General features: G+C 64.0%; 10 protein-coding genes. 1 reads left to right on the forward strand and 9 read right to left on the reverse strand.

The window, feature by feature from the left end:
* The first annotated feature begins 43 nt into the window (after positions 1–43).
* Complete coding sequence (locus BLQ92_RS02420; protein ID WP_090681285.1) at positions 44–604, forward strand: dTDP-4-dehydrorhamnose 3,5-epimerase family protein; 561 nt, start codon at positions 44–46, stop codon at positions 602–604.
* 12 nt (positions 605–616) lie between these two features.
* Here BLQ92_RS02420 and BLQ92_RS02425 read toward each other — a convergent pair whose 3' ends face one another.
* The 9 genes from BLQ92_RS02425 to BLQ92_RS02465 all read right to left on the reverse strand — a co-directional run bounded on the left by BLQ92_RS02425 (position 617) and on the right by BLQ92_RS02465 (position 12,475).
* A complete protein-coding gene (locus BLQ92_RS02425; RefSeq protein ID WP_090681882.1) occupies positions 617–1,840 on the reverse strand; it encodes a class I SAM-dependent methyltransferase in 1,224 nt (407 codons plus the stop codon).
* A gap of 17 nt (positions 1,841–1,857) precedes the next feature.
* Positions 1,858–2,985 carry a CDP-glucose 4,6-dehydratase gene (gene rfbG, locus BLQ92_RS02430; protein WP_090681884.1) on the reverse strand — a complete coding sequence of 376 codons (1,128 nt, stop codon included), beginning with the start codon at positions 2,983–2,985 and terminating at the stop codon, positions 1,858–1,860.
* A gap of 8 nt (positions 2,986–2,993) precedes the next feature.
* On the reverse strand, positions 2,994–3,770 hold the full coding sequence (rfbF, locus tag BLQ92_RS02435) for a glucose-1-phosphate cytidylyltransferase (RefSeq protein ID WP_090681288.1): 777 nt from the start codon (positions 3,768–3,770) through the stop codon (positions 2,994–2,996).
* 101 nt (positions 3,771–3,871) lie between these two features.
* Positions 3,872–4,642, reverse strand: coding sequence for a cephalosporin hydroxylase family protein (locus BLQ92_RS02440; RefSeq protein ID WP_090681291.1), 771 nt, complete (start codon positions 4,640–4,642; stop codon positions 3,872–3,874).
* Positions 4,643–4,820: 178 nt separating this feature from the next.
* Positions 4,821–5,507 carry a glycosyltransferase family protein gene (locus BLQ92_RS02445; RefSeq protein ID WP_090681293.1) on the reverse strand — a complete coding sequence of 229 codons (687 nt, stop codon included), beginning with the start codon at positions 5,505–5,507 and terminating at the stop codon, positions 4,821–4,823.
* A 31-nt stretch (positions 5,508–5,538) separates the two neighbouring features.
* Positions 5,539–8,664 (reverse strand): tetratricopeptide repeat protein, encoded by a 3,126-nt coding sequence (locus BLQ92_RS02450; protein WP_090681295.1) that lies wholly within the window; start codon positions 8,662–8,664, stop codon positions 5,539–5,541.
* A 318-nt stretch (positions 8,665–8,982) separates the two neighbouring features.
* Positions 8,983–9,303 carry a flagellar protein FliT gene (locus BLQ92_RS02455; RefSeq protein ID WP_090681298.1) on the reverse strand — a complete coding sequence of 107 codons (321 nt, stop codon included), beginning with the start codon at positions 9,301–9,303 and terminating at the stop codon, positions 8,983–8,985.
* Positions 9,304–9,317: 14 nt separating this feature from the next.
* The gene (gene fliD / locus BLQ92_RS02460; protein ID WP_090681302.1) at positions 9,318–10,862 is read right to left on the reverse strand and encodes a flagellar filament capping protein FliD; all 1,545 of its coding nucleotides are present in this window, start codon (positions 10,860–10,862) and stop codon (positions 9,318–9,320) included.
* A 161-nt stretch (positions 10,863–11,023) separates the two neighbouring features.
* Positions 11,024–12,475, reverse strand: coding sequence for a flagellin N-terminal helical domain-containing protein (locus BLQ92_RS02465; protein ID WP_090681305.1), 1,452 nt, complete (start codon positions 12,473–12,475; stop codon positions 11,024–11,026).
* Between the last annotated feature and the right edge of the window lie 218 nt (positions 12,476–12,693).

Genomic DNA, 12,693 nt, shown 5'->3' on the forward strand with positions numbered 1-12,693 from the left:
AGCGGCTCGCGCAGACCGCGCAGCCTGAACTCAAGTCAAGATCATGAAGCAGAATCACTTGCACGCCTTGCCGATCGCGGGCGCCTTCGTAGCCGAAAGCACCCCGCGTGGCGATGCCCGCGGCAGCTTCATGCGCCTCTTTTGCGCCGACGACTTTGCCGAGGCGCACGGCGCACGGCAGATCGTGCAGATCAACTGGTCGCATACGGTCTTGCCCGGCACGGTGCGGGGCCTGCATTTTCAGCAAGGCGAGGCTGCGGACGCCAAATGGGTGCGTTGCCTCGAAGGCCGCGTATGGGATGTGATCGTGGACCTGCGGCCGGATTCGGCCACCTTCATGCAGTGGCAGGCGGTGGAGCTGGCGGCGGAGAACGGCAAGGCGGTGTTCATTCCGGAAGGCTGCGCGCATGGCTTCCAGTGCCTCGAGCCCGACAGCCGTTTGCTGTATCTGCACACTGCCTTCTACAACCCGGCCGCCGAGCGCGGCGTCGCTTTCAACGATCCGCAACTGGCGATCGCGTGGCCGCGCGAGGTGACCTTGTTGTCCGAGAGAGATCAAGCATTGCCGAGCGTGCAGACGTGGCTAGATGGAACGGCAGGCTAGCCTGCCGTCCCGTCACAGATACCGCACCGTCGGCATCGCCACCACAAAGCGCACATCCGCACCGAGCGCTGGCCGCTGTTGCGCCACCACTTCGTCCGAGATATTCCACGGCAGGATCAACACGACATCGGGGCGAGCCGCGGCCAGTTGAGCCGGCGAGATGATCGGAATATGGCTGCCCGGCATGAACTTGCCTTGCTTGGACGGCGCGGCGTCGCAAACATACGGCAGCAGATCCGGCTTGACGCCCGCGTAGTTCAGCAGTGTGTTGCCCTTCGCCGCGGCGCCATAGGCGCCGACCTTCACACCCTTGTCCTTGCAGTCCAGCAGGAAGCGCAGCAAGCCATTCTTCGCCGCATCGGCACGCTGCTGGAAATCGCGGTAGGTGTCGAGCGTGGTGATGCCGTCTGCCTGTTCGAGCGCACGGATGCGCTCCACTGAAGCGTCGTCGCTGCGCGCGTCGTCGGCATGGCAGCCGTACACGCGCAGGCTGCCGCCGTGCGTCTTCAACTCTTCGACGCGCCACACACGCAGTCCTGCCGCACGGAAGATATGTTCGACTGCCTGCAGCGAGAAATAGGAAAAATGCTCGTGATAGACCGTATCGAACTGCACCTCGTCGAGCAGCTTGACCAGATGCGGAAACTCCAGCGTGATCGTGCCGCCGGGTTTGAGCGCCGTTTTCAGGCCTTGGGTGAAGTCGTTCACATCCGGCACATGCGCGAAGACGTTATTGCCGATGATCAGGTCCGCTTGCGAGCCGTTTGCCGCAAGCGAGCGTGCCAGCGTTTCACCGAAGAATTCGCGCCGCACCGGAATGCCGAGCGCCTCGGCGCATGCCGCGGTGCTGGCGGTCGGTTCGATGCCAAGACACGGAACCTCCGCAGCGACGAAATTGCGCAACAGATAGCCGTCGTTGGAGGCCACCTCGATTACGAACGACTCGCGTCCCAGCGACAACTCATCGATGATCGACGACGCATAGTGCCGCGCATGCGCGAGCCAGCTTTCCGAGGTGGACGAGAAGTACGCATAGTCCGCGTCGAACAACGCCTCGCGCGCCGCGTAGTCCTCGGTCTGCACCAGCCAGCAGGCGTCGCAGACGAACAGTTTGAGCGGGTAATAGCGTTCCGGCTGCACCAGATCGCCTTGCGTCAGATACGCATTCGAAGGCGGCGCAAAGCCGAGATCCAGAAACGGAAACGTCAGCGGGTGATTACAGTGTCGGCAGTTCAAGACTTCATTCCTCGCAATCATTCGACAGCCGACGCCGCCGCGTGAGCGGCCGTCCTGCCGAGTCGGGCTTCGTAGCGGCCGATCTGTTCGAGCGTGATCTCACGCACGTTGTGGCCGGCCCGGCGCGCCTGATGCCACTCGGCGATCCAGCGCAGTGCTTCTTCCAGTTCCAGAGCCGAGTCCCAGTCGAGTTCGCCGCGGGCCTTGGCCGCATCGAGCAGCAGCAGACCGGCTTCGTGCGGCGCGCCGGCTTCGGCTTGCACGACGTACGCAGCGTGCTCGCCAAGCGCGCTGGTCAGCGCAGCGGCGATCGCGTCGACGGGACGCATGTCGTCCGGACGCGGTCCGAAATTCCACGCGCCCGAATACTGTTGCGGTTGCGCGTAAAGACGCTCGGCGAGCGTCAGATAACCGGCGAGCGGTTCGAGCACATGCTGCCACGGGCGCACCGCGTGCGGCCGGCGCACGATGGCGGGCACACCCTGGTCGAAGGCGCGCAGCAGGTCGGGCACCAGACGGTCGACCGCCCAGTCGCCGCCGCCGATCACGTTACCGGCGCGTGCGGTGGCGATACCAGTGGAGTGGACGCCATTGGGTCTTGATGTGGCGCCCGGCGCAAAGAACGACTGGCGATAGGCCTGCGTCACCAGCTCAGAACAGGCCTTGCTGTTGCTATATGGATCGCGGCCGCCAAGCACGTCGCTTTCGCGGTAGGCGCGTTCGGTCTCCAGATTCTCGTAGCACTTGTCGGTCGTCACGTTGACGACGGCGCGCACGCTGCCGATCCGGCGTGCGGCATCGAGCACGTGCACCGTGCCCATCACGTTGGTGGCGTAGGTCTCCACCGGTTCGGCATACGAGTGCCGCACCAGCGACTGCGCGGCGAGGTGAAACACCACTTCGGGCTGCGCTCGCTCCATAGCGGCGCGCACGGCGCCGGCATCGCGCACGTCGCCCAGAATGTGCTCGAGACCGTCTGCGACCCGGGCTTCTTCGAACAGCGATGGCTGGGTCGGCGCCTCAAGCGCGTAACCGGTCACCTGAGCGCCGAGGCGCTGCAACCACAGCGCCAGCCAGCTTCCCTTGAAACCGGTGTGGCCGGTAAGGAACACCCGGCGGCCCTGCCAGAAACTCGTTTGCGTCATCGCCGGATTCACCAGGTCTTCCAGGGCGCGTTGCCGCTTGCCCAGATGGCGTCCAGTTGCAGCTTGTCGCGCAGCGTATCCATCGGTTGCCAGAAACCGTCGTGGCGGAAGGTTTGCAGTTCGCCCGCTGCGGCGAGCTTTTCCATCGGTGAGGCTTCCCACGGCGTCGCGTCGTCGGGGATGAAATCGAGTACGCGCGGCGATGCCACGAAGTAGCCGCCGTTGATCCACGAATTGCTGTCCTGCGGCTTCTCGGTGAAACCGATCACCGCGTTCTGGTCGTCGGCAAACTGCAGGACACCGTAACGTCCGGGCGGCTGCACGCCGGTCACGGTCGCGAGGCGCCCGTGGCGCTTGTGAAAGCGCACCAGTTCCGTGATGTTGACGTTGCCCACGCCGTCGCCGTAGGTGAAGCAGAACGCTTCCTCGTCGCGCAGCAGGTGGCCGGCGCGCCTCAGGCGCCCGCCCGTCATCGAGGACTCGCCGGTGTCGATCAGCGTGACGCGCCAGGGTTCGGCGTAGCGCTGATGCACTTCCATCGAATTGTTCGCGAGGTCGAACGTGACATCGGACGAATGCAGGAAGTAGTTGGCGAAGTATTCCTTGATGACGTAGCCCTTGTACCCGCAGCAGATAATGAAGTCCGTCATCCCGTGGGACGCATAGATCTTCATGATGTGCCACAGGATAGGCCGGTCGCCGACGGTCACCATCGGCTTGGGCCGCGACTGGGTCTCTTCGGATAAACGCGAGCCAAGCCCGCCAGCAAGAATGACGACTTTCATTTCGATTTTGCTTCGTGCAGATGAAACTGCGGTGAGCGAAGCCCGGGTAGGCGCCCGGGCGCCGACGTACCTGATACCTGACTGCTTGACTGTTTGACGGCTTAACGAACGCGCTTCAGGTAGCCTTCCGGCGCGACCGAAATCAACAGCTTGTGATCGATCGAGCGGTCGATCTCGAACTCTGGATGCTTCGCGACGTACTCGTGCACCGCCGTCTTCGGGCTATTGCCGATATCCCACGGACGATCCGGGAAGGTGCCCGGCGGCATGTCTTCGATGACGGTGTCGAACGCCACGCAGTAGCTGCCGGGCGTGGTCAGCGGCGCATAGGCTTCGAGTTCGGCGAGCACGTGGTCGTGCGTGTGATTCGAGTCGAGGCACACCAGTACGGTCTGCTTGCCTTCGGCGTGGTGGCGCACCTGTTCGACGATCGCGGGGTCGATCGAGGAGCCCTGGATCATGTCGATACGGTTAGCCATCGGATGGGCTTCGATCGCCGCGCGGTTGTGCGCGCGAATGTCGATGTCCACGCCTACCACGCGGCGCTTCGGCTTGGCCGGGTCGAGCAGTTGCTTGCTTTCCAGCGCGTCGCAGTAGTCGAGCAGCGCCAGCATCGAGGCGCTCAGGATCAGCGAGCCGCCGTGCGCAATGCCGGTTTCGATAATCAGGTCGGGACGCACGTTCCAGATCAGTTCCTGCATCGCCACCATATCCTGGGGATACTGAATGATCGGACGGCCGAGCCACGCGAAGTTATACGAGTAGCGGTGTTCCGCGCTGGTGCACAGGAACGAGAGGCCTGCGTCGAGCAGACCCTGCTCGCGTCCGTTGGCGGCGATGCGCTCACGCACTTCCTGCTGAAAGTCACTCATGATGGATATGAACTGGGTTGAACTTGAACGTGGAGTCGGTCGGTGCAGCAGACCTTCTAATAGGTGATATCAGGCAGTGTACGGACGGCTGGCGGGGACATTCGGGGGAACAGAGCCCAAAATCCGCCCCAATTCGCGGTCGATTGCGGGGATGGCGGGCGCAACGCCCGCAGGCCTTTTATTCGCCGTACTTCTGCAGATAACGCTGATAACCCTCGCGCCAACTCGGCGAGCTGAAGGCGCCGCCGCTTTCGTGCACCACCGCAAGCGGCCAGGTGCCCATGCTCAGCCCGTTCAGTTCGGCCTGACGGCAAAAATCCAGGTCGTAGAAATGGAACATGAACTGCTCGTCGAAGCGCGTGCCGCTCTCGATGAGCTTCGCGCTGTCGGCGAACAGCATCAGGCCGTCGAGCAGCTTGCAGGGCTGGCCGGCCGGGCCGAACGAGGAGACGATGTCGCATGGAAAGCCCTTGCCGTGGCCGACCGTGCCGCTCAGGTACTGGGGCTCGTCCCATTTGCCTTCCGGCGTGACAAAGGCCCACGACGGCTGGCGCGGCACACGGCGCGTGTTGCCGGCGAGCCCCACCACATCGAAGCGCTCGAGCGCTTCGTAGATGCGTTCGGTCCAGAAGAAGTCCTGTAGCCAGACGTCGTCATGAATGAACACCAGAATCGCCGGGTGCTGCTCGGCGTAGCGGATCGCCTCGTTGTAGATGGCCGGCAGGCCGCGGCTGTTGTTGTCGAACAGGTGCAGTTGCGCGTGCTTGCAATGGTTGTAGAGCTTCAGCGAGCGTCCGAGCGCGCTCTCGTTGGAGAACTGCTCGGGGGTGCGCCGCGTGCCGCAGACGAATCGGATGGGTTTCATGGCGTGACGGGGTGTTCGATCGGCTCGGATGTCAACCGCGGACCAGACTTAGATTGAGCGGTGCAGGAGCGGGAGCAGGGGCAGGGGCAGGAGCCGCTGCGACGTCAGCCACCGACACCTCGAACGACTCCGCCGGCAGACCCTCGCACCAGCGCCGCCACATGGTGCGCAGCGCGCTCGCCACGCTCACGGCGATCACCTCCGGGCGGAACACCGGCGACTGCTGGCAACGCTCGCGCATGCCGGCGCGCAGCGCGGCCAGCGCCGTCAGATCGCTGGAGAGCTCGACCCCCTTGCGGACGAAGTCGTCCTTGTCCTGCGCCACGAACGCTTGCAGACCGACGTGCGACATCGCTGTCAGGCCACTGCGCCCCGGCACCGTCTGACCCGGCAGCGTCAGGGTGGGCACACCCATCCACAGCGAATGCAGGGCGGTGGTGAGGCCGGAGAACGGGAAGCTGTCGAGACAGAAGTCCACCCGGTGATGCTGCTGCAGATAAACCGGCACGCTCGAGCGCGGCATGAAGTCGAGCCGCTCGCGAGCGATGCCTTCCTCGCTGAACCAATCGGCCAGCTTGCCGACACCGCCGTCGCGCGGCATTGCGCCGATCACCATGCGGGAGTTCGGCACTTCGCGCAGCAGACGCGACCACAGGGCGATCACGTCGCGGCGCAGCTTGTCCATCCGGTTGAAACTGCCGAAGGTGATATAGCCGTTGTGCAGCGCCGGCAGGCCGTTGACCGGCGGGCATAGCTTGTCGGCGAGGAACGGCGCGACCGCCGGCAGATAGGCGATCTTTTCGGTGAACTGGTTGCGGAACTGCTCGGACGGCACCCAGAACGGGTCGGCAAGGAAGTAGTCGACGGAGTCGAGTCCGGTCGTGCCGGGATAGCCGATCCACGTGGCCTGCACCGGCGCCGGTTTGCGGGCGAGCGTGAGCAGGCGGTTGTACGCGGTGTGGCCGGCCAGATCGATCAGGATGTCGATGCCGTCGGTGCTGATCATCTCGGCGATCGTCGCGTCGGGCAGACCTACGACATTGGTCCAGTGACCGAACAGCTCGCGCAGGCGCTGGCTCATCGAATCGTCGAGGTAGGTGTTCGAATACGCGTGCAACGACAGATTCGGGTCGAGCGACAGGTGCATCAGCACCGGTTCGAGGAAGCTCGCCACCGCGTGGCGGCAGAAGTCCCCGGAAATGAAGCCGATCCGCAGTTTGCGCTCCGGGTCGCGGCGGTTGATGTGCTGCGGCCACTGCGGCTTGAGCGGCGCTTCGAAGCGTTCGGCAAAACGGCGATGCTCGGCGAACAGTTCGGCCGGTGCGATGTCCTCGTTGTGCGTCATGCAGAACACGAGGTTGTTGTACGCCATCTCGAAGTTGGGATCGAGTTCGAGGGCATGCCGGAACATCGCGTTGGCTTCGTCGAGCCGCCCCTGCTGCATCAGCGTGACGCCGAGCGTGCAGGGGGTGAAGGAGGACTTGGGGTCGAGCTCGATCGAACGGCGTGCGCACTGTTCGGCCTCGTCGAGCCGGCCGGTCGCCTGCAGGACGATGCCGAGAATCCGCAAGCCTTCCGGGCGGTCGGGGCTCAGTTCGAGCAGGCGCCGGCAGGCGATTTCGGCGGGCTCGTGGCGTCCCTTGGACTCGAGGATGCTGGCCGCGATCTGCAGGATATCGAGGTCGTCCGGCCAGATGCTGTGGGCCTTCGGCAGATGCTCGAAGGCTTCGTCGTAGCGTGCGAGCCGGTGCAGCGCGACGACCAGCACCTTCCAGCCGAAACCGTGCTCGGGATAGCGTTGCGCCATCTCGCGGGCGCCGGCGACCGCTTCCTCGACACGACCGGTGTTGAACAGGCCGCCGAGTTCGTTGATTTCATTCTGGGTCGGCATCGCCGGGCCGGCGCCGCGCGGCGGTGTTTTGGCGGCCGGCGCGCTGGACTTGCCCGAATTGCTGGACTTGCCGGACTTGGCCGATTTACCCGGCTTGCCTGGGGTGTCGGCGCTGGTCTGCTCGGCCGGCTTGTCCTGCTGAGCCGGGGCGGTTGCAGGCAGCGCCGCAGGCACGGCTGCGGGCGTGGCGGCAGGGGCTGCCGCTGGAGCCACAGAGACTGCCGCTGCCGCCGAAGCCGCGGAGGCCACCGCCGCGGCGTTCGCCGCAGCCAGTTCGGTGCGCGACAGCTTGTTGGTCGGCTGGGTGGAGACCACCGTCATGATGCCGATCAGCTTGTCGATGGCGGGGCCGGCGAGGCCGCGCTGCTGGGCCATTTCGAGGGCGATCCACGCCGCTTTCAGCTGGTTGGCCTGCAGCAGCCCATCGATGTAGTTGGCCCAGTACTGCAACTGGTTGGGATCGCCGCCGATCGCGCGCTCGAGGTACGGAATCGCCGCCTCGGGCTGCAGCAGCCGGATACCGATCACGCCCAGCTTATGGTTGGCGGCGGGATGATCCGGATACAGCTCGAGCACCGCCTGAAAGCGCTTGCCGGCCTCCTGGTACTCGCCGCGGCCGTCCAGTTCGAGCCCAGCCTGCATGGCGCGGGCTGCGCCCAGATGGCGGCCCAGTTCGGCATCGTGGGGCGCCAGCGCGACGGCCTTTTCGAGCGGCGCCAGCGCACCGGCCAGGTCGCCACGGCGCAGATAGGCGTGGGCGAGGGTCTTCCACGCGTAGCCGTTGTCGGGGAAGGTCGCGAGCATCTGCCGCGCGAGCGCTTCGGCGCCGTCGTGCAGGCCCTTGTCCGAGAGCGTTTCGAGGGTGGCGACGAATTCCTTCGCGAGATTCGCCATCTGGTCGGGCGTCGGCGCTTCTTCCACCACTGGCGCGGTGTCGCCCGCCACCAGCGGCGGCAGGCTGAGACCCTGCAGCCCGGCTTGCGCGCGCACGCGCTGCGCTTCGTCCGGCTGTCCGCTCATGACGAGCGCCTCGGCGTACACCGACCAGTATTGCGCCCGCTCCGGCGCCGCCGTCACGGCGGTCTTGAGAAACGGCAGGCCGGCGGCCGGTTGCTTCATCTGCAGCGAGAGAATCCCGAGATTGTGATTGGCGTCGGGGTGATCCGGATCGGCCAGCAGGATGTTGCGGTAGAGCTGCTCCGCTTCCGGAAAACGCTGTGCCTGGTGATGGCTGACAGCCTGTTGCAGGTCGGCGTCGGTAGTCATGAATTCCCTTGAGTGCTTGGACGAAGAGCGATGACGCGCGAACCGGGCCGCGCGCCTGCTGGGCGCGCCGGGCCGAAACGGGGACGCACTGTGCTTCGAATAGTCTAGCGAGTCGTGCGGTGGGCGATTCGGCGAGTAAAGGCCGGATTCCCGTGCTGTTCGCCCGTCGGGAGGGGGAGGGCGTCCGGCGTGGATAAAAACGCGGACAAAAAAACGCCCGCAAAAGCGGGCGGAGTCGAACGAGCACGCCTCTACTTCGGCGCGTTATTTTTGTGTAAACCGGTGTGCGGCTTGCCTGCGGCGGCAAGCCGGGTACGTTTAGAGCAGCGCGACGCGGTGGTATTGACCGGCCGCCCGGGTGCGGTCCATCGCGGCGCGATATTCCGTTTCCAGTTCGGCCTGCGAGCGCTGCGCTTGCTCGACGGTCGCGCTGTCGACGGACTGAATGTAGCGAATCATCTCGAGCGCGACGGGTTCCTGCTCCGCCGCAATCGACATCAGCAGCGGCGAGCGCTCATCGACGAGCTCCGCAGCGCGCTGCCAGTCGGCGAGGCCGGCAGCGTGTTCGATGGCCTTCGTCAGCTCGTACACCTGCTTGACGAGTTGAGTCTGATTGATTGCGTCGCGTTCTTCAGTCATGTTCCGCGTTTCCATCAAGATGAATTCTTAGCCAGAGCACCTGCGCTATCGGCGCCGCCGAACAGTTGCGTCAGATACTGCGAGTTGCTGTTGGTGGTCGCCATCAGCGTATTCAGCGCCGTGAACTCCGCGCTGTACTGCGAGGTCAGTTGCTGTGTGTAGGTGGTCAGCGCGTTCGACTGGGTCGTCACGCTTTGCAGGTCCGTCGTCAACTGATCGGTGCGGATATCGATGATACCGCCGGTCTGCGTGAACGCGCTGATGCTGGTGTTCAGTTGCGCTGCAACGCCGTTGGTCGAATTGAACAGGGCGGCGACCTGGGTCGGGTTGCTTTGCACCGCGCTGGTCAGGGTGGTCGTATTGACCGACAACTGGCCATTCGATTCCAGCGAGATACCGAGCGAGGAGAGGGTTGCGGTCACGCCGTCGTTGCTGACGCTGCCGCTCACGATGTTGCCGAGCGTGCTCTGGATCGTGTTGAGCATCGAGTCGCCGAGTAGCGGCCCGCCTTGCGAACCGGCTGCGGCGCTCGAATTGAACGACGACAGGTTGCCCATCGTGCTGACGACGGCGTTGTAATCGGACACGAAGGTCTCGATGTCGCTGACCTGGGTCGAGGTATCCGGCGCGATCGTCAGCGATTGCGTGGTGCCCACGGCGGCTGCCGACAGATTCATCGTTACGCCGGTCAGCACGGTGGTGACCGTGTTGCTCGCGCTGCTTGCGCTGGTGCCGTTCAGCGTGAACTGGGCGTTCTGGGCCGCCGTGCTCTGGCTCCATGCGATGCTGCCCGCCGACGTGATGGTCGACGCGCCGCTCGTGGTGGTGCCCTGCGCCGAGGTCACGCCGAGGCTCGACAGCCCCTGGTCGTTGGCGAGGTTGCTGACGTTGACGGTAATCGTGTTGGCCGCGCCCGTGGTGGTCGAGCTGAGCACCAGATGCTGTCCATCCGAGCCGTTGACCACGGTAGCCGAAAGGCCCGGGTTGCTGCTCGAGCTGTTGATGGCCGCAGCGATATCGCTCAGCGTGTCGTTCGTCGACGTGACAGCGAGCTGCATCGACTTGCTGCCCACCGAGATCGTCAGGTTGCCGGTGCCGAGGCCGTTAGCTTGTGTCGAGGTGAACGCGCCCGAGGAAATGCTCTGCGCTTGTGCGATTTGCGTCACATCGACGGAGTACGAACCCGCCACGGCGCCAGTTGCGGCGCTGGCGGTGAGGCCGCTGCCGCCTGCGGTCGCGGTAAAGGTGGACTGCAGCGTGCCGTTGAAAAGCGGCGCGAGTCCGACCTGCAGCGACGACAGCGAAGCCGAGAGCGAGCCGATCGCGGAAATCTGGGTATTGTCGTTGGTCGCTTCAGTGGTCAACGCGGCAGTTTGACCAGCGACCTTGGAGTTGACGAGCGCCGTCACGATGGACTGGACGTCCAGCGTCGAGTTGCCTGTCGAGCCGCTGATCAGCGACTGTCCTGCCTCTTGCAACGCTGACTGCGCTGCGGCTTCGGCGGCGGCTGCGGCTGCCGACGAGGAGAGGGAAGACGTGGTACCGGAAATCGTTGACATGAAAAACTCCACACGGGGTCGCGACCGGGCGACAGGTGTCTTCGTTAGGGGCTGCTGTGCAATGCACTACGGGAGGACGAGCCTCCCGGTAATTCTTTAGTGCGCGGATGAGCTGTTCGCGCTGCCTGTGGGCTCATCCGCGCTTAGGGCCGAACTCTAACTTATTGCAGCAGCTTCAGAACTTGCTGCGGTTGCGAGTTAGCTTGAGCCAGCACCGAGATACCAGCTTGTTGCAGCACTTGCGCCTTGCTCAGGTTAGCGGTTTCTTGTGCGAAGTCCGCGTCCGTGATTTGCGATTGTGCGCTCGACAGGTCGGTCGACTCAGCTTGCTGCGACGTTGCGATGCTCGTCAGACGGTTTTGTGCGGCGCCCAGCGTTGCCTGGATGTTGCTGATCGTTGCGAGTGCGTTGTCGATCGTTTCCATCGCCAGGTTTGCACCAGCCGTCGTGCTCACGTTCACGTTCGCCACCGAAGTCGGAACGTTGTTCGTGTTGACGCTCGACAGAACCGAAGTCGAAGGCTGAGCTGCGGTCGTTGCACCGATCGTCGTCTGTGCGCCGTTGAACGCGGAGATACCAGCCGACGAGCTCGTGAACAGGTTGGTTGCAGCCGTCGTCGACAGCTGGTTACCGTTCTGGTCGACGTATTCGAAGCCGCCCGTGCCGTTCGATTCAACCGTGATCGAGGTGATCGCGTTCGGCGTACCTGCCGTAGCGGCCGAGCCGTTGGTCGAATTCAGGTTCAGGCCCGACAGCACGCCGAGAACCGTACCTGCCGATGCTGCCGAACCGCCACCCGTGCTGAACTGCGCGTTGATCGAGGTCAGTTCGTTCGATTCCAGCAGGCCGTTGCCTGCGCCCGATGCCAGCGAGATCGTCGAGATGCCGCTTGCGGAACCGGCAACCGAGAACAGGGCGCTGGTAGCCGTCGTCGACAGAGCCTGGTTGTTCTGGTCGGTGAAGATGAAGCCGCCCGTACCGTTCGACAGGATGTTGATCTGGGTGATCGCGCCTGCGCCGCCCGACGAGTTCGCCGAACCGTTCGCGTTCAGGTCGAGACCCGTGATCGAACCGAGCGTGTTGCCTGCTTGCACCGGGCCGCTGCCCAACGAAGCTGCCGACACGCCTTGGCTCAGGTTCAGGCTGATCGTCTGACCGACGTTCGAGCCAACTTGAACCGTAACCAGGCCAGCCGAACCGTTCAGCAGGTTGATACCGTTGTACGTGGTTTGCGATGCCAGGCGGTTCACTTCAGCGACTTGCTGAGCAACTTCCTGTTGCAGTGCTGCCTGGTTGCTTGCGGACAGCGAACCGCCCGCGGCTTCGTTCGCCAGCGAACGGATGGTTTGCAGCGATTGCGTGATTTGCGACAGACCCGTGCTGGCCGTCTGCACCATCGACACGCCGTCGTTTGCGTTCGACACGCCTTGGTTCAGGCCGTTGATGGCCGTTTGCAGCGTGGTCGAAATTGCCAGGCCTGCTGCGTCGTCAGCCGCGCTGTTGATGCGCTTGCCCGAGGACAGACGGGTAATAGCTTGCGAGAGTGCGTTGCCGGAACTGTTCAGGTTTTCCTGAGCGGTCAGCGACGAGATATTACTGTTGATGCTGAGCATGAAAATCTCCCAAGAGGCTGTTGCCCTAAAGTTACTGCCACGTTGACATGGGCGGAGCACTCGTTCTTTGCTGGCCGCCTCTGAGCAGGATGTCGGCGCAGGAAAAAAAAACTTGAGGGACTTTGTGCAATTCGGACCCAATTGTTTTACTGCGAATTACCGGGTTGGCTGCCCGAAAGGCGCCTTAAGCCGCCTGTTGGCCGAGTGCCGGGGTAGAA

This window comes from Paraburkholderia phenazinium, from assembly GCF_900100735.1.
In the GTDB taxonomy this organism is placed as follows: Bacteria; Pseudomonadota; Gammaproteobacteria; order Burkholderiales; family Burkholderiaceae; genus Paraburkholderia; species Paraburkholderia phenazinia.

Excerpts from the sequence above, each read along its gene's own strand:
- rfbF (WP_090681288.1), bottom strand. The coding sequence starts at position 3,770 with ATGAAAGTCGTCATTCTTGCTGGCGGGCTTGGCTCGCGTTTATCCGAA.
- BLQ92_RS02465 (WP_090681305.1), bottom strand. The coding sequence starts at position 12,475 with ATGCTCAGCATCAACAGTAATATCTCGTCGCTGACCGCTCAGGAAAAC.
- BLQ92_RS02455 (WP_090681298.1), bottom strand. The coding sequence starts at position 9,303 with ATGACTGAAGAACGCGACGCAATCAATCAGACTCAACTCGTCAAGCAG.
- fliD (WP_090681302.1), bottom strand. The coding sequence starts at position 10,862 with ATGTCAACGATTTCCGGTACCACGTCTTCCCTCTCCTCGTCGGCAGCC.
- rfbG (WP_090681884.1), bottom strand. The coding sequence starts at position 2,985 with ATGACGCAAACGAGTTTCTGGCAGGGCCGCCGGGTGTTCCTTACCGGC.
- BLQ92_RS02450 (WP_090681295.1), bottom strand. The coding sequence starts at position 8,664 with ATGACTACCGACGCCGACCTGCAACAGGCTGTCAGCCATCACCAGGCA.
- BLQ92_RS02420 (WP_090681285.1), top strand. The coding sequence starts at position 44 with ATGAAGCAGAATCACTTGCACGCCTTGCCGATCGCGGGCGCCTTCGTA.
- BLQ92_RS02440 (WP_090681291.1), bottom strand. The coding sequence starts at position 4,642 with ATGAGTGACTTTCAGCAGGAAGTGCGTGAGCGCATCGCCGCCAACGGA.
- BLQ92_RS02445 (WP_090681293.1), bottom strand. The coding sequence starts at position 5,507 with ATGAAACCCATCCGATTCGTCTGCGGCACGCGGCGCACCCCCGAGCAG.